22 protein-coding genes are annotated in these 17,979 nt (G+C 53.4%); 7 read left to right on the top strand and 15 right to left on the bottom strand.

The features are described from left to right. Positions 1 to 18: 18 nt before the first annotated feature. Positions 19 to 1,584 (bottom strand): hypothetical protein, encoded by a 1,566-nt coding sequence (locus tag QY332_01140; protein WKZ36529.1) that lies wholly within the window; start codon positions 1,582 to 1,584, stop codon positions 19 to 21. A 61-nt stretch (positions 1,585 to 1,645) separates the two neighbouring features. Continuing rightward, positions 1,646 to 2,227 (bottom strand): hypothetical protein, encoded by a 582-nt coding sequence (locus QY332_01145; protein WKZ36530.1) that lies wholly within the window; start codon positions 2,225 to 2,227, stop codon positions 1,646 to 1,648. A 161-nt stretch (positions 2,228 to 2,388) separates the two neighbouring features. Here QY332_01145 and QY332_01150 point away from each other — a divergent pair, with 161 nt between their 5' ends. Next, positions 2,389 to 3,006: a hypothetical protein gene (locus tag QY332_01150; GenBank protein WKZ36531.1), complete on the top strand. Its 618-nt coding sequence runs from the start codon at positions 2,389 to 2,391 to the stop codon at positions 3,004 to 3,006. A gap of 25 nt (positions 3,007 to 3,031) precedes the next feature. Here QY332_01150 and QY332_01155 read toward each other — a convergent pair whose 3' ends face one another. The 10 genes from QY332_01155 to QY332_01200 form a co-directional block, all read right to left on the bottom strand. Beyond that, positions 3,032 to 4,189, bottom strand: a complete 1,158-nt coding sequence (locus QY332_01155) for a glycosyltransferase (protein ID WKZ36532.1) — start codon at positions 4,187 to 4,189, stop codon at positions 3,032 to 3,034. Continuing rightward, positions 4,167 to 5,498, bottom strand: coding sequence for an oligosaccharide flippase family protein (locus QY332_01160; GenBank protein WKZ36533.1), 1,332 nt, complete (start codon positions 5,496 to 5,498; stop codon positions 4,167 to 4,169). Before QY332_01160 ends, QY332_01155 begins: the two co-directional genes overlap by 23 nt. A 101-nt stretch (positions 5,499 to 5,599) precedes the next feature. Beyond that, positions 5,600 to 6,571 (bottom strand): GDP-mannose 4,6-dehydratase, encoded by a 972-nt coding sequence (locus tag QY332_01165; GenBank protein WKZ36534.1) that lies wholly within the window; start codon positions 6,569 to 6,571, stop codon positions 5,600 to 5,602. Positions 6,572 to 6,722: 151 nt separating this feature from the next. Next, the gene (locus tag QY332_01170) at positions 6,723 to 8,045 is read right to left on the bottom strand and encodes a nucleotide sugar dehydrogenase (protein ID WKZ36535.1); all 1,323 of its coding nucleotides are present in this window, start codon (positions 8,043 to 8,045) and stop codon (positions 6,723 to 6,725) included. Between the two features lie 111 nt (positions 8,046 to 8,156). Next, positions 8,157 to 8,804 carry a uracil-DNA glycosylase gene (locus tag QY332_01175; GenBank protein WKZ36536.1) on the bottom strand — a complete coding sequence of 216 codons (648 nt, stop codon included), beginning with the start codon at positions 8,802 to 8,804 and terminating at the stop codon, positions 8,157 to 8,159. After that, the gene (gene rimI, locus QY332_01180) at positions 8,805 to 9,269 is read right to left on the bottom strand and encodes a ribosomal protein S18-alanine N-acetyltransferase (protein ID WKZ36537.1); all 465 of its coding nucleotides are present in this window, start codon (positions 9,267 to 9,269) and stop codon (positions 8,805 to 8,807) included. Beyond that, positions 9,266 to 9,931: a tRNA (adenosine(37)-N6)-threonylcarbamoyltransferase complex dimerization subunit type 1 TsaB gene (gene tsaB, locus QY332_01185; protein WKZ36538.1), complete on the bottom strand. Its 666-nt coding sequence runs from the start codon at positions 9,929 to 9,931 to the stop codon at positions 9,266 to 9,268. Before tsaB ends, rimI begins: the two co-directional genes overlap by 4 nt. Next, positions 9,931 to 10,428: a tRNA (adenosine(37)-N6)-threonylcarbamoyltransferase complex ATPase subunit type 1 TsaE gene (gene tsaE / locus QY332_01190; protein ID WKZ36539.1), complete on the bottom strand. Its 498-nt coding sequence runs from the start codon at positions 10,426 to 10,428 to the stop codon at positions 9,931 to 9,933. The genes tsaB and tsaE overlap by 1 nt, the downstream gene beginning before the upstream one ends. 92 nt (positions 10,429 to 10,520) lie before the next feature. Further along, positions 10,521 to 11,831 (bottom strand): glycosyltransferase, encoded by a 1,311-nt coding sequence (locus QY332_01195; GenBank protein ID WKZ36540.1) that lies wholly within the window; start codon positions 11,829 to 11,831, stop codon positions 10,521 to 10,523. A 62-nt stretch (positions 11,832 to 11,893) separates the two neighbouring features. After that, on the bottom strand, positions 11,894 to 12,115 hold the full coding sequence (locus QY332_01200; GenBank protein ID WKZ36541.1) for a DUF951 domain-containing protein: 222 nt from the start codon (positions 12,113 to 12,115) through the stop codon (positions 11,894 to 11,896). Positions 12,116 to 12,192: 77 nt separating this feature from the next. On the opposite strand from QY332_01200, the gene QY332_01205 reads away from it, so the two are divergent. From QY332_01205 to QY332_01220, 4 genes are all read left to right on the top strand, one after another. Beyond that, positions 12,193 to 12,618, top strand: coding sequence for a thioesterase family protein (locus QY332_01205; GenBank protein ID WKZ36542.1), 426 nt, complete (start codon positions 12,193 to 12,195; stop codon positions 12,616 to 12,618). Between the two features lie 63 nt (positions 12,619 to 12,681). Further along, on the top strand, positions 12,682 to 13,725 hold the full coding sequence (locus QY332_01210; GenBank protein ID WKZ36543.1) for a M42 family metallopeptidase: 1,044 nt from the start codon (positions 12,682 to 12,684) through the stop codon (positions 13,723 to 13,725). Positions 13,726 to 13,756: 31 nt separating this feature from the next. Next, on the top strand, positions 13,757 to 14,248 hold the full coding sequence (locus QY332_01215) for a peroxiredoxin family protein (protein ID WKZ36544.1): 492 nt from the start codon (positions 13,757 to 13,759) through the stop codon (positions 14,246 to 14,248). Positions 14,249 to 14,324: 76 nt separating this feature from the next. Then, a complete protein-coding gene (locus tag QY332_01220) occupies positions 14,325 to 15,353 on the top strand; it encodes a TIGR03617 family F420-dependent LLM class oxidoreductase (protein WKZ36545.1) in 1,029 nt (342 codons plus the stop codon). Positions 15,354 to 15,421: 68 nt separating this feature from the next. On the opposite strand, the gene QY332_01225 is transcribed toward QY332_01220, so the two are convergent. Together QY332_01225 and QY332_01230 are read right to left on the bottom strand one after the other, a co-directional pair. After that, on the bottom strand, positions 15,422 to 15,910 hold the full coding sequence (locus tag QY332_01225) for a transposase (GenBank protein ID WKZ36546.1): 489 nt from the start codon (positions 15,908 to 15,910) through the stop codon (positions 15,422 to 15,424). 25 nt (positions 15,911 to 15,935) lie between these two features. Beyond that, the gene (locus QY332_01230) at positions 15,936 to 16,415 is read right to left on the bottom strand and encodes a winged helix-turn-helix domain-containing protein (protein ID WKZ36547.1); all 480 of its coding nucleotides are present in this window, start codon (positions 16,413 to 16,415) and stop codon (positions 15,936 to 15,938) included. A 70-nt stretch (positions 16,416 to 16,485) separates the two neighbouring features. Here QY332_01230 and QY332_01235 point away from each other — a divergent pair, with 70 nt between their 5' ends. Continuing rightward, complete coding sequence (locus QY332_01235; protein WKZ38482.1) at positions 16,486 to 17,370, top strand: ATP-binding protein; 885 nt, start codon at positions 16,486 to 16,488, stop codon at positions 17,368 to 17,370. Positions 17,371 to 17,400: 30 nt separating this feature from the next. Here QY332_01235 and QY332_01240 read toward each other — a convergent pair whose 3' ends face one another. Next, a complete protein-coding gene (locus QY332_01240) occupies positions 17,401 to 17,583 on the bottom strand; it encodes a hypothetical protein (GenBank protein WKZ36548.1) in 183 nt (60 codons plus the stop codon). Between the two features lie 23 nt (positions 17,584 to 17,606). Here QY332_01240 and QY332_01245 point away from each other — a divergent pair, with 23 nt between their 5' ends. Next, positions 17,607 to 17,936: a nucleoside triphosphate pyrophosphohydrolase family protein gene (locus tag QY332_01245; protein ID WKZ36549.1), complete on the top strand. Its 330-nt coding sequence runs from the start codon at positions 17,607 to 17,609 to the stop codon at positions 17,934 to 17,936. The last annotated feature ends 43 nt before the right edge of the window (positions 17,937 to 17,979 follow it).

Here is a 17,979-nt window from a genome sequence, read left to right on the forward strand (position 1 = left end):
GGTATTATATACACCAAGTCAGACACGCCTCATGCGGTCACGCCAGATCCCCCATGCCAGGATCAGTATCCATATTCCCAGGATAACCGCCACCATGGAGGCAAAAGGCAATTGCGTTCCGATATGCAGATATCGATTGGCATACCACTGGCCAAACATCACCACAAAGACAACCTGCATCGCCAGCACACGCGGAACCCATGAATTCTTCGTGTCCCGCCACCAGACCCAGACGTGTCCCGCAAGAATCGCCTGCCACAGGAACAGGATCGTGCGATAGCGCGGGTTATCCCATTGATCCCCGCCGCCCCGCAGGGCGGTAAACAGGACCCAGCCCCACACCACCAGACCCAGCCACATCAACAACTTTCGCTTCTTCGCCTCGCCCATGCCTGCCGCGGCGGCAAAAGAGAGCATCAAGGCCGGCAGCAACGTGTACCAGCCCACAGCGCGCAGGATACCGATGACCTTCCAGACCCACTTCGTCGGCGCGATGAATATCGCGGGCAGGACGGGCTGTAAAACTCCGTACGCCATCACAAAAGGCAGGCGCATCCATTGCGGCATTTCATCAAAAAGTTTCTGCACCCAGCCCGAACCTGCTTCGATCTTGTACACATTCCACTTGAACGACTCGCGGATGAAATTATGGATCACCCCGATGGGCGTGCCGCCGCCCAAACTCCCCTGCCGGTCCAGGGCGGACGACAGGATGAACAACCCGGCCATGAACACCAGCAGGGCGGCTGCGATCATCCACCACGAAATGCGGCTCCGCTCACGGCTGAAATACATCCATCCACCCAATATGACCAGGGTTACCAACGCCACCGCGGGTGAAACCAATAACATTCCCGCAATGCCAAGGCCAAGCCAGATCACTTCCTTTTTATCAAGATGGGCCTGCCAGCTTACAAATCCCCACAACGCGAAGGCACTGAATGCCAGCAGGTACGGTTCACGCATGGCGGACCCGCCCAGTAAAACACTTTCAGGATACAGCGCAAAGATCCAGCCCGAGGCGGCGGCCACTTTCGAACCCCATTGCAAATGTACCGCCTTCCACAAAAATGGCAGCCCCAAGGCCCCCATGAACGCGGACAGTAAAACCAGCATCAACATGCGGTGCGCATCGGGGGAAAGCAAACGATAGACCAGCGCGCTGAATGCCAGCAAACCGCCGTACTGGTCGTAGGCAAACTTCCCGTTAAGCGCGTCCAGGATTGGGCGGTCTGAGATTGCCAGCTCCCAGGCCTGGGTATCGCGGCGATGCGCGTCGGTATAGACAAAACCAGCACTCTGATCTTCATCATCCACATAGCCATGGACTGGCAATGCAAGGTACGTTGCAATTCCGCCTGCAAGGCGCAATACGAAAGCGAGGGCCATCATCCATGCCAGGATCTTGCCACCAGCCGCCCAGCGCCAGGATATGGTCAAACATAAAAACGAAAGGAGAAAGAGCAGAGAAAACCCCAACCAGCCGACAAACCAACCGCCCGGTTGAAGTGATGATAGGATCGCTCCCAACCCAAGAGCAGCCGGTGCGACCCAAAGAAAATCCCGTTGATCCATGGTCTTCATATCCCCACTTTTACCATGAAATTCAAACCTGCCGCCAGACAATTCTTAACCTGTGAATACATTAAGGGTCTGGCACATCAGAAGGCGTGGGTGTTGAAATCTCCATACCGCCCGCTTCCACGGATGGCGATTCGCTCGTCCGGGATGGAGTCGGCGATAATGGCGCACCCGCATCCCCCGCCTGGGAGGCGATCAGGATCGCCGTCAATGTAAACCTGCCGCGTGCCAGCAGGCTGTACTCTTTTGTAGACAGGAGACTGATCTCGATCCGCTCATTCAGGTGGATCACATCACCCCTGCATAGCACACTGGCCGGTGAGTCTTCGGTTTTCAGGCATACATACACACTTTCGCCATCAAAGCGGTTGATTCTTAAATAAAAATCGGGGAAATCGCGCTCAGGCACAAAGAAATTGATGGTCGCATTTCCATCGGCGTCACGCCCAAAGGACAAAATGCAAAGTTCCTCAGGATCAGCGCCGCAGTAGCCAAAGCGGAGCGGCGGCTCGGTGGTGGCTTCGGTTGTAGTTGATGAAATGGAGGCAGGGAGCCGCCAGAATATGATCACAAGCAGGGAAATGATGATGATCCCCGCCGGAACAAAGACCGCAGATTTTCGTTTGAAAAAATTGGATCCACTCACGCAAAAAATTCTACCACTACGGGAGACCATCCCAGGGAACAATCCGCCGGGTTTCCTCGTCTTAAATCAACCCTGAAGAATGTGTGCAACATTCACTTTTATTGTTATCCTTCGAGAAACAAAACCTGTGCATAACCCATCTCAAAACAGGAGTTACTCAAATGTTTTCCGGAAAATCAAATGTATCATCACCGTTGCTTGCCGCCGCCATCCTCATTGCTCTTTTATCCGCATGTTCCGCCAAAAAAATTGAGTCTGTCAACCGCGACGGCCCACCAATACAGGCAGGCGCCACCCCAAACCAAACGGGTATTAAAGAACTCGATCACATCATCGAAGCCACACTCACAGGGGACATGAATGAATTTCGTTCCCTGCTTGAATTCACACAGACGAATTGTACGCACACAGAGGGACTCGGCGGGCCGCCGAAATGCCTGAACGGTGAGGCGGAAGGGATGCCGGTGGAAGTCCTGCCCTTTCTTGGCTCGGAGGGCTATTTTATACGCAGGCAAGACATCGGGAGCTGGAAAGGTTTGCACGTCTCCAGACTGTATGCAGTATATGAGACAACAGATGCCGTATATTCCGATGAAAATTACCCGAAGGGCGAATATGCCATCGTGTTCATTAACAGCGGCGGGACGGAATATGGCATTACGCTGCAGGTCGCAAAGGGGCATATCCTTCGGATCGATGAAGGGTTTACAATGCCGCCGGAAATACTTGAAAGCCATGTTGCCCGGTATTTGGTGGAGCCTGTCAACCTGGCGCCGTGACAATGGAACAAAAACCTTCGAAGGCTTAAAGGCTTCGAAGGTTTTTGGTTAGCAACTCCATGATCCGCTCTTCGCGCTTCACCCACGTCAACTGCGACACATCAGCCTGCGCTTGTTTCCCCAATGCCTGCCTGCGCGATTCGTTTTTAAGCAGAGATCCAATTGCTGCTTTCCATTTCTCGAAATTGCCCGTTTCCACAAACAGCGCATTGCCGTCATTCAACACTTCGCGGATCGAAGGCAGATCCGCGGAAACAATTGCACGACCCGCTGCCATGTACTCGAACATCTTCATCGGGTTGATGACTCCGGCAATATCCTGTCCGCTGCTGGCCTCAATCGAACGCGAATACGGCATCAACAGCACATCCGCAGCCGCCTGATACAGCGGGATGCGCTCATGTTGCAGAAAGCCCGTCATCGTCACGTTGGTCATCTTCGCTTCGAGCAATTTTCCGCGCCAGTGCGCCACCAGCTCAGGCGTGCCGCCCACCCACAGAAAATTTACGTTCGGCATTTGTTTTGCAAGTTCGAACAACAAGTCCGCGCCGCGCCCGGGGTAGATGTGACCCGTGAAGCCAACAGTCACGCCTTCGGGCAAGTCCAATTGACGCCGCGCTTCGGATGGATTTGGCAGATTTTCATACTTTTCCAATTCGACGCCGTTCGGCGCGATCAGCACCGCCTCATCCTTAAAGGGAAGTCTGGTCGAGCGCTCCAAAGCCTTTCTCAACGCTGACGTGGTGACTATCATCACCTGACGCGTACTTCGTCGTCCGTTCGCCTTCCAGAATTGCCTCATCCACCACGCGCCCAACGTCCCAGAATTATCCGCGTGCATTTCAAGGACGACGGGATAGCCCGACCATAGTGCCAGTACCGCGGATTGCGGCAGCCAGGTGTAGATCAAGTCCGCGCCAAAATTCTTCGCGGCGCGTTGGGCATGGACGATAAAGTCGAAGCGTTTGAGTCCGCTGATGGACGGGAGCAGTTTCAAGTCAGGGACGAAGCGCAGACCGTAGTGTGAGAGCAGAGTCTCTTTGGAGGCAGGATCCACTTCTGCGGGGGCGAACATCTTCACGTCGTGATCCAGTTGCATCAAGGCCTGGGCGACCTTCATCGCCTGAATAGAATTGGCGGTCAGGGATGGAATGCGGGAGTTAGTGATGAGCGCGATTTTCATTTTGGTTTATCTTATGCAGTCCGCGCCAGACCATCGCGCCGACGGATGCGATGTAATAGAACGAAAGCAATGCGCCCGCCGCGGCGACGCCGTATCGCGGAACCAGCCAGAACGACAGCGCGAGTTTGATGATACCAGCCGCAAGCGTGGCATAGATGGGGAATTCGGGCAAGCCGAGCGAAAGCAAAAGCGGACGATTCCAGAACAGGATGTAATTGAAGACGAGACCGATGGTGAGGGCGACCAGCGCGGGATAAGCGGCGAGATACTCTGCGCCCGAATAAATGCGAATCGCAAGTTGACCGAACAGGATCAAGCCCGCGCCCAGCGCAAGATTGTATGCGAAAGAAAAAGCGGTAATCTTTTTGAGAAAACTCTTGAGTTTCTTCCACGCCTTTTCGACGGCAAAGCGATTGATCGCGGGGAAGGTGGTGGCAATCAGCGGGTCGGCGGGGATGGCGAGAAAATGGACAATGGTGTACGCCACCCGATAATACCCGACGGCGGTGGTATCGAGGAAGAAGCCGACCCAGATCAACTCACTCTCGCGGAAGAGTTTGATGATGGTCGCGCTGATATTGGAACTGAACGCAAAACGGATGAGTTCGCGCGTGGACGTTAACACAGAGAACGGCGCGCGCCACCAGCCGGGGCCGAGCTGTTTCCGTAATTGAATTTGCGCGGCGGTGAACAGTCCCAGCCCGATGATGGATTTCCCGACCAGATAGGCGATCAGAACGACGGTGATATTTCCATTGAAAAAGAACGCGCCGGCAATGATGAGCGTGGTCAGGATGGACTGCGCGAGGTTGATCGTCCCCTGCAGTTTGATGCGGTCGGTGATCTGCAAAATGCCCGTGGACGTTTCCATATTGAAGTTCGCCAGCAAGCCGAGCGCGAAGACCGTGAACATCCATGCGACGTTTTCGGTTTTTGCGAAATGTACTTCCGCCAGATGCGCGCTGAACACCACCACCAGAAACGCGATGAGCGAAACCAGTGCTTCGGTCAATCCTGCCGCTTTGATGACCGCGGAGGCTTTGTCCTTTTCGCCGCGTTCGAGATACTCCCCGCCGTAGCGCACGACCAACTCGCTCATGCGGAACGAGAACAGGCTGTTGACGGTGGAGGCGAACGCCATCACCACACCGATCAGACCGAATCCCGCGGGTCCAAGCAGGCGTGTCGCCATCACGCCTTGCAGGACGCTCAATCCCAGCGCGAGGGTGTTGTTGCTGAACAACGATCCGCTGGAGCGCAGGATTTTCAGGAAGAGGGGATCGTTTTTAAATTTAGATAATAAGGACATTGAGATATTGTACACAAGAAACAAAAACCGCAGAGACGCGGAGAACGCTGAGAAAAACTCCGCGCGCTTTGCGTCCCTGCGGTAGAGATTGATTTGAGGTATTACGGTGTCAGAACGTCCTTCGCCCACCCGCGTTCTTCGTTGTACCATTTGATGAGATTGCCAAGTCCCTCACGTAAATTGACCTGCGGATTCCAACCAAGCATCTCGCGCGCCTTGCTCACATCCGCCCAATTGGTGAACATATCCGCCAGGTTGGGCGGACCGTACTGCACGTTCGCCTGTTTGCCCGTCAACTCCTCGATCATTTCCACCAGTTCGTTGATGGTGATGACTTCATGCCCGCCAAGGTTGATGATCTCGTGGCCGACTGGTTTCAAGGCGGCAATCGTCCCGCGCGCGATGTCGTCCACGTAGGTGAAACCGCGCGACTGCTTCCCGTCCCCGTTGATGCGCACGGGCTGACCTTCGATGATCCACTGCACGAAGCGGAACATGGCAAGGTCGGGGCGTCCCGCAGGTCCATAGACCGTGAAATAACGGACAACGCTCACGTCAATATCATAGAGGTGATGATAGGAATGTGCCAGCGCCTCCGCCCCCTTTTTGCTGGCCGCATACGGCTGCAACGGTTCACTGCTGGAGGCGGATTCCGGCGTCGGGTAGGGCGGATTCTCGCCATAGATGCTGGAGGTGGATGCCATAATAAATTTCCTGCATCCATACTGGCGGCAGACTTCCAGCATGTTCAATGTACCCATCACATTCGATTCCACGAATGCCCAGGGGTTTTCCACACTGAAGCGCACGCCCGCCCGAGCCGCAAGGTGGATCACGCCGTCGATTTTTTCATCCTTGAACAGGTCGATGACCGATTTCTCCGCAATATCGCGCCTGTGGAATTTGAAGCGCGGCAGTGCCTGAAGTTTCTTCAAGCGGTATTCTTTCATGCGCGGATCGTACGCGTCGTTGACGTTGTCAATGCCAACGACGGTGTGTCCCTGCTCGATCAGCATTTCCGACGTCCGCGCGCCGATAAAGCCCGCCGCGCCTGTTACCAGATAATGTGCCATGTCAGCCTCTTATGTCATTGCAAGGAGCCGATGGTCGAGGTAGCCGCGAAGCGGCATATCGAGACCAGGCGCCCGAAGCAATCCCCCTGCAAATGAGGGGATTGCTTACCACTTTGTGGCACGCGTCGGGCTGAGGCCCTCGTAAGGATATCTATAATCTTTCAACCTTCCCGCTGTTTTTCCCCAGTTTCCCGGTGGCATTGCGCGAATCAAAGACAAAACTCGCCGCTTCGATGATGGCCTTATAGTCATATTGACCGTGGTTGGTTACGATCACCACCACATCCGCCTCCTGCACGGACTTCATCATATCCTGCACACTATCCATCTGCCAGCCGTCATATTCGTGGTGGATATGCGGAATATACGGGTCATGATATTCAACAATTGCGCCCTTCTTTTGCAGAAGACCGATCACATCCAATGCAGGGGACTCGCGCACATCGTTGATATCAGGCTTATAGGCCACACCCAACACAAGCACCTGCGAGCCCTTCAAGGGTTTCCCGCGGTCATTCATCCCCTCCAGGATGCGGCTGACCACGTAGCGCGGCATGTTCGTATTGATCTCGGAGGCCAGCTCGATGAAACGCGCGTTGTAATTGAACGACTTCATCTTCCATGAAAGATACAGCGGATCGATCGGAATACAATGACCGCCCAATCCCGGTCCCGGTGTGAACTTCATAAAACCGAACGGCTTGGTGGCGGCAGCCTCGATCACCTCCCAGACGTCCACGCCAAGGCGTTCGCACATGATCGCCAGCTCATTGACCAGCCCGATGTTGATCATGCGGAAGGTGTTTTCGAGCAGTTTCGACATTTCCGCCGCTTCGGCTGTGGAAACATGATGAACGGTCTTGATCGCGCCTTCGTACCAGATCGTTGCCACTTCGCCGCACGCTTCCGTGATGCCACCCACTACTTTGGGGGTGTTGATGGTCGTGTAATCTTCACGGCCCGGATCCACACGTTCCGGGGAAAAGGCAAGGAACCAGTCCACGCCAACTGTCAGGTTGTGTTCAACTCCCAGTTTTGGCAGGAGCAGTTCACGGGTCGTGCCCGGATACGTGGTTGATTCCAGGACGATCACCATGCCTGTGTGCATGTATTTCGCCAGTTCCTCCGTCGCGGAAATGATGAACGACATATCCGGGTCACCCGTCTGGCGCAGCGGCGTCGGCACACAAATGCTGACCGCATCCATATTCTTTAAGACAGAGAAATCCGTTGTGGCGGTGAACTTTCCATCCCTGACCAATTTCGCAACCACTTCCGTCTTCACATCAGGGATATAGGATTCGCCCTTCACCAGCGCATCGATCTTACGCTGGTCCGGGTCCACACCCGTGACATGGAACCCCGCCTCGCCAAAGACCACCGCCAGCGGCAGCCCGACATATCCCAGGCCGAGGATGGCGATCTTTGCATTTTTATCCTTCAGTTTCCTTACGAGAGTTTCTTTTGTGGACATTTTTTTCCTTTTATTTTATGTCATGGCAGGGAGCCGTTGGTCGAGTAGCCGCAAAGCCGCGTATGGAGACCAGGCGGTGAAGAACAAGAACGCCTCGCAATGACAGGATCGTTAAAACAAACTCAATTGCTTCGGCTTTTCATCCTGTTGAACAACCGCTTCCTTCTTCTTTTGAATTACAACGTTCCTGCCCAATGCGGTGCGCGCTTCGTTTAACTGGTCGGGCAGTTTTGCAAAATCCGCCAGAATGGACGGTTTCAATGCCGCCTGATGCAGAGCCGCCGCGGGATGGAACATGGGAATCACAAAACGGTCTCCGACTTTCCGCATCTGGCCATGCACGGTGCTGATCTTCACGCCGGGAATGAACTTGTTCATCGAAAAGCGCCCCAGCGTCACAATGATACTCGGATTAATGGCTTGAATCTGTGCTTCAAGATGAATGTCACACGCCGCCAGCTCATCGGGCAGCGGGTCACGGTTGCCCGGCGGACGGCACTTGACAACATTGCCAATGAACACATCTTCACGCGTCACACCCGCCTGTGCCAGCAGCTGATCCAAAAACCTGCCCGCCGCGCCCACGAACGGACGCCCCTGTTCGTTTTCATGAAAGCCGGGACCTTCGCCAATGAACATGATCTCCGCCGTTGCGGGTCCCTCGCCGGGCACGGATTTCTTGCGACCTTCATGCAGGGCGCAATGCGTGCAAACCGATACAGCCTGTGCGATTTTAGCAAGCAAATCTTCAGTTGACATTCATCCTCCGGGCAGACGATCCAAATCATTCAGTATCATCAGGATCGCATCTTCACCATTGTCCTTGTAATATTCCTTGCGGCGGCCATCTTCCACAAAACCAAAACTGCGGTACATCTTCTGCGCGGCAAGATTGCTTTGGCGCACTTCCAAAAATGACTTCACGGCACCCTCTCCCTTCGCAGAATGCAGGGCATGCAAAAGAAGGTTTTTACCAATGCCCTGCCCGCGAAACTCTGGATGGGTCGCGAGCGTGGCAATATGGATCTCATCCACAATGAACCACACAACCAGCATCGCCACCACACGTCCATCCAGGTCCGCCACCCAACAGCGCGAAGCCGGGTTATCCGTCAACTCAAAATGAAAGGAACGCGCGGGCCACGGCAGTGAAAACGACAACTGATCAATCGCAACGACCTGCTCAAAATCATCCAGCCTCATTTTGCGGATTACACAATTCATGCAATCGGCGTCCCTGCCACATGCAGATAGATCGGCGCAAGCGAAGCGGCATCGTCCACTTTCTTATCCTGCCAGCGCGCCCATGCCAGCTCTGCCAGCACAGATGGACGGCGCACACAATTCACAGGTGGGGCCGCCAGGATATTTTTCCTCTTCGATAATTTGCTCCGCTCTTCAGATGTGAACTCGCCTGCAAGAATGGCTGGGCTCTCGATCTCATTCAACAACTCATCCAGCGTGCCGCTTCTCAGCGGACCTTCAGCCTGCCACACTTTCCTCTGGCTTTGATACACGCCGAAAGCGATGCGCGTCCGCCCGGCTTGCAGGAAGGCAATTAATGGCTGTTTCGCCGCAGGCTGTGCCGCCGCGATAATATCCAACGTCGGGATGCCGATCACAGGCAGGTGACGCGCAAGCGCAATTCCCTTCACCAGGGACAGCCCAACCCGCAGACTGGTGAAGGAGCCCGGACCAATTGCCACCCCCAGGGCCTCGACCATGTCCATCGAAACGCCGCAGCGGCTCAAAAGTCCGGAGAGAGCCGGGGCCAATTCAGTCGTGTGATGCTGACGGGTCGTCCAAATCATTTCGCCGAGCACCCGAGTCTCATCGTATAAAGCCAATCCAACCTGCGCAGTGGACGTATCAACAGCCAGCAGCATCACAGCCCTCCAAGCATGGACTGGCGAATGCCGTCCAGTAATTCATCATGGCGTTTGCCATGCGCTTTGAAACTCATCTGACGATGTTCTTCCGAAATATGGTCAAGCCTGATCCACAAATTTTCAGCGGGAATCAGGCCGCCCAGCCGCTCGGGCCATTCGACAATGAGCGCCCCCTCAACCAGCATGGAGTCAAGGTCGAGTTCCTCCGCTTCCGGCACGGAGTCGAGGCGGTATGCATCCAGGTGAAAGAGGCGGCTGCCGTCGGTGCGGCGATATTGATTAACAAGAATGAACGTCGGGCTTGAAACCGGATCAAGCGAACCCCAGCCCTGTGCCAGCCCCTGCGTGAACGTGGTTTTGCCCGCGCCGAGGTCGCCTTGCAGACAGATCATATCCCCCGCCCGCAGCATTCCGCCAAGGCGCACCCCGATACGGCGCGTCTGTTCCGGACTGCGGCTGAAAAACTCCAGCATATGTGCATCTAAAATGGGCATGACGACGGAATTATACACCGCCCCATTCATAAGACTTCGGAAATCTGTTCCTTCGCGCACACACCATGACCGGCGTGGAGGACTGCCATCCTTTATTCATCCTTCCTGCCAGGCATCCTTTTCTTGATCTCTGTGCGGATGATGCGGTTTATCCGCCCCGGGATATTATTCATATTTCTCGAGATCATTCGTTGGAAGAAATTACCCCGCCAGTTTTGCAGGATGGCTTCGATATACAACTTCTCCAAAGCCATCACCTGTGCCTCGATGGAATACTTTTCGCTCAACAGCATGGAATGTTTTCCGAACTGCGAGACTTTTTCAGGATCGGCCAGCAGGTCGGCAGCGATATCCGCAAAGGTGTTTACATCCAGCGGAACCATATATCCATTCCGGTCATTCTCGATCATGCCCTCGAAGGCCTCGTCCTCCACCGCCACCAACGGCAAACCCGAAGCAATCGCCTCGATCACTGAAATGGGATGCACCTCCGTCGTGGAGGCGGAGAGAAAGAGCGTTGCATCCTGAAGCACACCGGGCAAATCCGCACGGTTGACCATCCCCAAAAAATGGATGCGCTCCTTGACCCGCGTCCCCGCCACTTTCGTCTCAAGTCCCTTGCGCGCACTTCCATCGCCTGCAAAGACAAGCTGCGCATTCGGGTGACGTTCCGAAATGCGGACAAACGCATCCACGATGAAATCGAGACGCTTCTCCGGGTCCATGCGTCCCACCGTCAGGAGGATCGGCGCTTCGGGACCCACCCCCAGCCTGTTTCGCAGACTTCCGGGATTCCTGGCCGCCTTGAACATGCCCAGATCAATCCCGTTTGGAATCACATGGATCGGGCTGCTTACCTTTTGCGCCAGCAACAGGCGTTGGAATTTTGGAGACGGCACAACGATCTGGTCGCCGAGATTGGTGGAAGCCGAACTGAACCAGCCCGCCGCATATTTCAAGACTCTCGTCCCGCCTATGAACTTGACATAATGGGTGTAATCCGTAATGGATGTGTGATAGGTGTAGATCAACGGCAATCGCTTGGTGGATGCCGTGAGATACGCCAGCAAACCCACGCTCAACGGGCTGTGCGCATGCAAAACATCGAAATGCTTGCGGGTCAGCGACCATGTGGAGCGCGGCGTCCCCAGTACGGCCACATAAATGGGGGGATTGTTCAAATACTTCAAGGAAGGCAGGCGCATGACATTTGGCTGGTCATCCTTATAACCGGGGAAACGCGGCGCAAAGATGGTCACCTGGTGTCCGCGGTCTTTCAAGCCCTCCGAGATCATTTGCAGGGAAACGGACACCCCATTCACCTGCGGAGCGTAGGTATCCGTAAAAAGCCCGATACGCAGGGAAGCGACGGGTATTTCCTGTTCCATGTGTTGTGATTCCATGAATCCTCCTTGGACAAGTTCAATAAGAGCGTTTTACGAGAGCTGTTCAGACCCCAGCTGAGTTATACGCCTTTGGGGTCTGTTGGTTTTTCACGTTCCTGCCGGGAAAGGTTGATCTTCATGCGTTTCGCAAGTTCGCGGCGCGTAAGCATGACACGGTGCTGGCAGCCCCTGCATTCCAGTCCAATATCCGCGCCGAGACGCACCACCATCCACTCATACGAGCCGCAGGGATGCGGTTTGCGCAGGCGCAGGTGGTCGTTCAATTGCAGGTCGGGAAGCATGATGGGATTATACCGCCGCCCATGTAAAGGGCATCCACGTCTACTCGGCCAGGGACTCTTTGGCTATAATCACCTTTATGGCCGATTACAAATTCTTCCACCCCACCGAAGTCCGCTACGGAGATCTGGACCCGCAGGGACATGTCAACAACGCGAAATACCTGACGTACTTCGAGCAGGCGCGTGTCTACTATTTCATGCAACTGGGTTTGTTCACCAAGGACCAGTCCTTCATGGAGATCGGCGTCATCGTCGCGGACATCCACATCACCTACCATGCCCCCACCCATTACGGCGATCCGCTCAAGGTCGGCGTGCGGACCGCGAAGATCGGCAACAAGTCCATGACGGTGGAGCAGTGCGTGATGGACGCGAACACCGGCAGGGTCATGGCAAGCGGAACGGTGGCGCTGGTCACATTCGATTACGAAGGCTTGAAGACCATTCCCGTCCCTGATGAGTGGCGGAAGAAGATCACAGAGTTTGAAAGGTTGAATGTTTAAAAATTGGCAGGTTCAAGCCTTTTAACTTTCCAACTTGTCAACTTTTAAACCGAAAGGCATTCCATGTCCCTCCCAAAAATTGACGAAAGATATTTCACCGACTTCCTCGTTGACCTGCTCAACGTCCCTTCGCCGACAGGCTTTGCCGGCGCGGCAATAGATTTTGTGGAAAAGGAACTTTCCAAGTATAAGCAGTTGAAACTTTCACGCACGCGCAAGGGCGCACTGCTTGCAAAATGGGAAGTTGACTCCGACCTGCCGCCTGTCGCATTGACCGCACATGTGGACACGCTCGGGGCGGTGGTGAAGGAGATCAAACCCAATGGACGCTTGAAGTTAAGCAAGATCGGCGGGGTGCAATGGCCTACGGTGGAAACCGAAGGCGTGTGGGTCTTCACCACCAACGGCGAAAAGATTCGCGGATCGGTGTTGATCGATGTCGCGTCCGGTCACATCCACAGCGGTGCTGACCTTCCACGCGATGACAAGCATTTGGAAGTCCGCCTCGATGCGCGTACGACTTCGGAAAAAGAAACCCGTGCATTGGGAATCAACATCGGCGATTGTACAGCCTTCGACACGCGCACCGAAGTGACGAATGGTTTCATCCGCTCGCGGTTTCTCGATGACAAGGCGTGCGTTGCGAATCTTGTCGCGGCGGTCAAGTCCATGGGGGAATCAGGCCAGAGTCCGCTGCGAAGCGCGTATTTCCTCATCAGTAACTATGAAGAAGTTGGGCATGGCGCGGCGGCGGGCATCCCCGATGAAGTTGCGGAGTTGGTCACGGTGGACATGGCGGTCGTCGGCGAGGGACAGGCGTCGGATGAATTCCACGCCACACTGTGCATCAAGGACAGCGGGGGTCCGTATCACGAAGGCTTGAACAAAAAACTGAGCGGCATCGCCGTGAAGCATGGCATCCCATACAAAACGGATGTGTATCCGTTTTACGGTTCGGATGGCGAAGCGTTCTGGCGCGCAGGCGGCGACGTGGCCATGTCGCTGATCGGCCCCGGCATCGATGCCTCGCACAACTACGAGCGTGCCCACATGGACGGCTTGAACGCCACGACCAACTGGATCATGGCGTACTTGTTGGAAAAGTAAGGCTTTTACATTTCACGCCATCAGGGATGACATGACCATCGACTCAATCGAAGCCAAGATTGGCTCGCTCGCCCCGGACTTCAAACTGCCCGCCACCAACGGGCAGGAGATTTCGCTGAGGGCTTTCCGCGGCAAACAAAATGTGATCGTCTTCTTCATCCGTGAGACGACCTGTTATCAATGCCGCACGCATGTGGCACACCTCGGGCGGATGTACGACCAATTCCGTGAATCAGGGACGGAGGTCATTGTCATTTTGGGTGAAGATGTGGAAAAGGCGCAAAAATATGCCGAGGGGATCAAATTGCCCTTCCCGATCCTGTGCGACCCGGACCGCGCCGTGTATAACCTGTACGAGTTGGAGAAATACTTCCTGCTCTTCCAGCGGACAGCCTCCCTGGTGGTGGACAAGGATGGCATCGTCCGCTATTTGAAACGAACCACCATCCCGAACGTCTGGCTGCAGGAAAGCCGCGAGTTGTACGGGTTTGTGGACAGTTTGAACGAAGAGCAGAAAATTTGACCGTTGAAGCCCCGCGTACGCGGGGCATTTTTTATTCCCCATTCCCTATTCCCTTCCCCCCTTGTATACTTGCCCCATGAAACTGGATGCTGCCCTCCCCCCTGTTCAATTGAAGGATGTCCACGCCGTTGCGAAAGCCGCCGAAGAGATCGGCTTCGCCGCGTTGTGGACCCAGGAAACCCAGCACGATCCGTTTTTGCCCTGCACGCTGATCGCGGAGCACACGTCAAAGATGGAATTCGGGACTGCCATTGCCGTGTCGTTTGCGCGCTCACCTGCCAACCTCGCCTACACCGCATGGGATCTGGCGGCACAGTCCGGCGGACGATTCATGTTGGGGTTGGGCACACAGGTCAAGGCGCACATCGAGAGGCGCTTTGGGATGCCGTGGCCCGAATCCGTGACAGGCAAACTGCGCGAGCAGATCCAGGTCATCCGCGCCTTGTGGGACAGCTGGCAGAACGGCACGAAGTTGAACTTCCGCGGCGAATATTATAAGATCACGCTCATGTCGCCGTTTTTCAATGCGGGGGCAATTGAGAATCCAAACATCCCGATCTATATTGCAGGTGTGAATACGGGACTCGCCAGACTCGCTGGCGAACTGTGCGAGGGATTCCACGCGCACCCGTTCAACAGTCCGCGCTACATGAATGAAGTGATCCTGCCCGCCATCCAGGAGGGCTTGCAAAAAAGCGGACGCAAACGCGGCGACATCACCGTCTCGATGACTCCCTTCGTGGCGGCCACGCCCGAAGAAGTTGGCTTTGCGCGGATGCAGGTCGCGTTCTACGCATCCACGCCTTCATACAAGCCCGTCATGGACCTGCACGGCTGGGGCGAGACTGCTGAAAAACTTTCGGGTTTCGCCGCCAAAGGCGAATGGCACGAAATGCCCATGCTGATCACCGATGAGATGCTGGCAGAGTTTTGCCTGATGACCACGCAGGAAAATCTCGCATCCGATCTGAAGAAACGCTACGAAGGCATTGCCGATAGGCTGACGCTGTACACGCCGTTCGTCCCCGGCGAGAAGGATGCGTGGTGGCGGGGGTTGACAAGAGCCTTCCAAAAAAAGGATAACTTCTATGAATCAAGCAAATGAGTTGTTTAACAAAATTGAGACGATCAAAAACACAAATGAGTTTATAGAATTCTGCTCGAAGGTTTTATTCAGGTTAACTGAAGTTGCCTAACAGAAAGACCGGCGGCATGAAAGAAGCCAAGAAGTAAGTCTGGTCGACGACGCAAGCGAGCAAAACCACGATCAAGCATTGAGCGAATCTCCTCTTTAGAAGTTGGACGAGCATTTCTGAGATGTTGTTTAACATTTCCGTGACAATACTCTTCCGGATTGAGCTGTGGAGCGTAAGCAGGTAACTCTTCAATCATGATCTCAGGATGCTGGCAGAGATAAGCTTTGGTGAGCTTGCTAAGATGAATACGGGCTCGATCCCAGATCAAGATGATTTTTCCAGGTACCTGCCTACGGAGGTGTTCAAGTGCCTCAATCAAGTTATCGCTTTTTATCGAACCTTCAAAACATTTCTTGTAGATCTTGCCTGTAAGTGTCAGCGCTACGGCTGTCGATAGCGCTCGACGATCTTTGGTTACCCGTCGAAAAACGGGTCTCTTGCCAGTCCGAGCCCACGTCGTAGCCAATATTTCTTGAAAGGAGAACCCAAATTCATCCCAAAATACGATTTTTGCTTTGAGACGATGTGACTTTTTTTATCCTTGGCCAATCTCCTAGCAACCAAGCTTCCACTAACTCTTTTTCCTGTTCAATAGCCTGTGGCATTGGCTTTTGTGGACTGAAACCTAGTTTGCGCAACAATCGATTGAGGTAATTCGGATGATAAGTGACATCAAATTCTCTTTTGATCAATTTTTGGACACGGTCCAATGTCCAGCGATCAGTTGGATATCCATTCGCCAAAGCCCCTCGTTCCAGCTTCCTCTTTAAGCTTTGCTTTTGTGGATTACTCAACTTCGGCTCGCTACCAGCCGCTTTTCTTTTTTGGAGTCCGCGCATACCTTTTGTTTCTATGATTCTGGCCCATTGGCCGACCGTGGCCCGGCTTACTCCGAGGTGTCTTGAGATTTCGGCTTTTGACATTTTTCCAGCTTTCAACAGCCGTCCACCTTCAAGCCGTCTTTCTTCCATTTGTTCTCGGGTTAGGTATGATGGTTTCCATGTCATACCGACTATTGTAAATCAATCTAAGTAAACCTGAATAGGATCCGTTGAGCGTGTTCATTTTGATTTCAAAGAAAAACATGACAGAAGAGATGCGATCCTTCATGAGAACGATCGAAAAAACTTAGCAAAAGCTGTTTCTGGTTTTGCCAATTCTGGTGGTGGTGTTTTGATTTGGGGAATTGAAGATAAAACATTAAAGCCAAAACAAATAACAAACGTACAGCAATTTGTGCAAAACTTACTTGAGCTCGCCCCTCAAATAACTGAGCCAATAGTTGGAAATATAGACGGATGCTGGATAGATTTGGACAATGAAAGAAAAGATGGTTATGGAATAGTATTTATTCCTGAAAGTGTATTCCCTCCTCACCGTGTAATACTTAATATTGAAGAAATAAAAAATCATTATTTTTTCAGAAGTGGCAGCACCTTCAACATAGCTTCGCATACAATGCTCGAGGATATGTTTGGGCGAAGACCAAAACCGAATCTGAGCTTAAGTAAGACAATCAACCATACAAGCAGTAAAGAGAAATTTCAGAATTTCACAATAATCTTGGGCATTGAAAATAAAGGGCGAGGATCAGCTAAATCGCCATTCCTTGATATAAATGTGCAGCAACCATATGCAATTTCAAGCTCTGGCATTGATGGTAATGGTGCTTTTGGTTTGCCAAGGTTGCCAGGAATTATTACTGAACGACATCAACGATTCGGCTCATCTCAAACTAATGTTATTCACCCTGGCGTAACACTCGAGGTTGCTGCAATAAAAGTTGAGTTAGACATATCGAAACTTGAAAAACCGCCTGAGTTAGTTATCGATTATCAAATTGCCGCGGAGGGTGTTTATCTTATTAGCGGACAAGAGGTTATAGATCTTGCTGAGATACCACCTAAATTCAACTTACAATATTAGAAGCTTTGGAGAATTCATGAACTTCACCGACTACCAAACCAAATCCCGCCGTTTTCCGCCTGTCAAACCAGATTTTCCGCAGGGCAAATAAAATTTTGCAAGGCGCAAACCAAAGTTTCCCACTGGCAAAATAGATTTTGCAAGGCGCAAACCAAAATCTCCCACTGGCAAAGTAAATTTTGCAAGGCGCAAATTTATTTTTCCAACCTGCAAACCCAAATCTCAATGGAATTATTATGAAATTCAGTGACTACCAAACCAAATCCCGCGTCACCGCAAAATACCCCGCCATCGGGCATGGGGTCATCTACCCGACTCTCGGCCTTGTCAACGAGGCGGGAGAGGTGGCGGGCAAGATCAAGAAAATTTTCAGGGACAAAAACGGAGTCATCGGCGAGGCGGAGCGGGAGGCGCTCAAAGCCGAACTGGGCGACGTGCTCTGGTATCTCGCCCAGGCCTGCACCGAACTGGAAATTTCCCTCGAGGAAGTCGCCGAATCCAATTTAACCAAGCTTTTGGACAGGCAGGCGCGCGGTACGATTCAAGGCGATGGAGACAACCGATAATAAAGAAACCGCCGCTTTCACGATTTTCAGGGGAGAACAAACG

It is taken from the genome of Anaerolineales bacterium, assembly GCA_030583885.1.
Classification (GTDB): domain Bacteria; phylum Chloroflexota; class Anaerolineae; order Anaerolineales; family Villigracilaceae; genus Villigracilis.

Excerpts from the sequence above, each read along its gene's own strand:
- QY332_01200 (WKZ36541.1), bottom strand. The coding sequence starts at position 12,115 with ATGCTTCCCGACCTGCAATTGAACGACCACCTGCGCCTGCGCAAACCG.
- QY332_01215 (WKZ36544.1), top strand. The coding sequence starts at position 13,757 with ATGACCATCGACTCAATCGAAGCCAAGATTGGCTCGCTCGCCCCGGAC.
- QY332_01205 (WKZ36542.1), top strand. The coding sequence starts at position 12,193 with ATGGCCGATTACAAATTCTTCCACCCCACCGAAGTCCGCTACGGAGAT.
- QY332_01245 (WKZ36549.1), top strand. The coding sequence starts at position 17,607 with ATGAAATTCAGTGACTACCAAACCAAATCCCGCGTCACCGCAAAATAC.
- QY332_01170 (WKZ36535.1), bottom strand. The coding sequence starts at position 8,045 with ATGTCCACAAAAGAAACTCTCGTAAGGAAACTGAAGGATAAAAATGCA.
- QY332_01195 (WKZ36540.1), bottom strand. The coding sequence starts at position 11,831 with ATGGAATCACAACACATGGAACAGGAAATACCCGTCGCTTCCCTGCGT.
- QY332_01210 (WKZ36543.1), top strand. The coding sequence starts at position 12,682 with ATGTCCCTCCCAAAAATTGACGAAAGATATTTCACCGACTTCCTCGTT.
- QY332_01175 (WKZ36536.1), bottom strand. The coding sequence starts at position 8,804 with ATGTCAACTGAAGATTTGCTTGCTAAAATCGCACAGGCTGTATCGGTT.
- rimI (WKZ36537.1), bottom strand. The coding sequence starts at position 9,269 with ATGAATTGTGTAATCCGCAAAATGAGGCTGGATGATTTTGAGCAGGTC.
- QY332_01230 (WKZ36547.1), bottom strand. The coding sequence starts at position 16,415 with ATGGAAGAAAGACGGCTTGAAGGTGGACGGCTGTTGAAAGCTGGAAAA.
- QY332_01150 (WKZ36531.1), top strand. The coding sequence starts at position 2,389 with ATGTTTTCCGGAAAATCAAATGTATCATCACCGTTGCTTGCCGCCGCC.
- QY332_01155 (WKZ36532.1), bottom strand. The coding sequence starts at position 4,189 with ATGAAAATCGCGCTCATCACTAACTCCCGCATTCCATCCCTGACCGCC.
- QY332_01140 (WKZ36529.1), bottom strand. The coding sequence starts at position 1,584 with ATGAAGACCATGGATCAACGGGATTTTCTTTGGGTCGCACCGGCTGCT.
- QY332_01160 (WKZ36533.1), bottom strand. The coding sequence starts at position 5,498 with ATGTCCTTATTATCTAAATTTAAAAACGATCCCCTCTTCCTGAAAATC.
- tsaB (WKZ36538.1), bottom strand. The coding sequence starts at position 9,931 with ATGCTGCTGGCTGTTGATACGTCCACTGCGCAGGTTGGATTGGCTTTA.
- QY332_01165 (WKZ36534.1), bottom strand. The coding sequence starts at position 6,571 with ATGGCACATTATCTGGTAACAGGCGCGGCGGGCTTTATCGGCGCGCGG.
- tsaE (WKZ36539.1), bottom strand. The coding sequence starts at position 10,428 with ATGCCCATTTTAGATGCACATATGCTGGAGTTTTTCAGCCGCAGTCCG.
- QY332_01220 (WKZ36545.1), top strand. The coding sequence starts at position 14,325 with ATGAAACTGGATGCTGCCCTCCCCCCTGTTCAATTGAAGGATGTCCAC.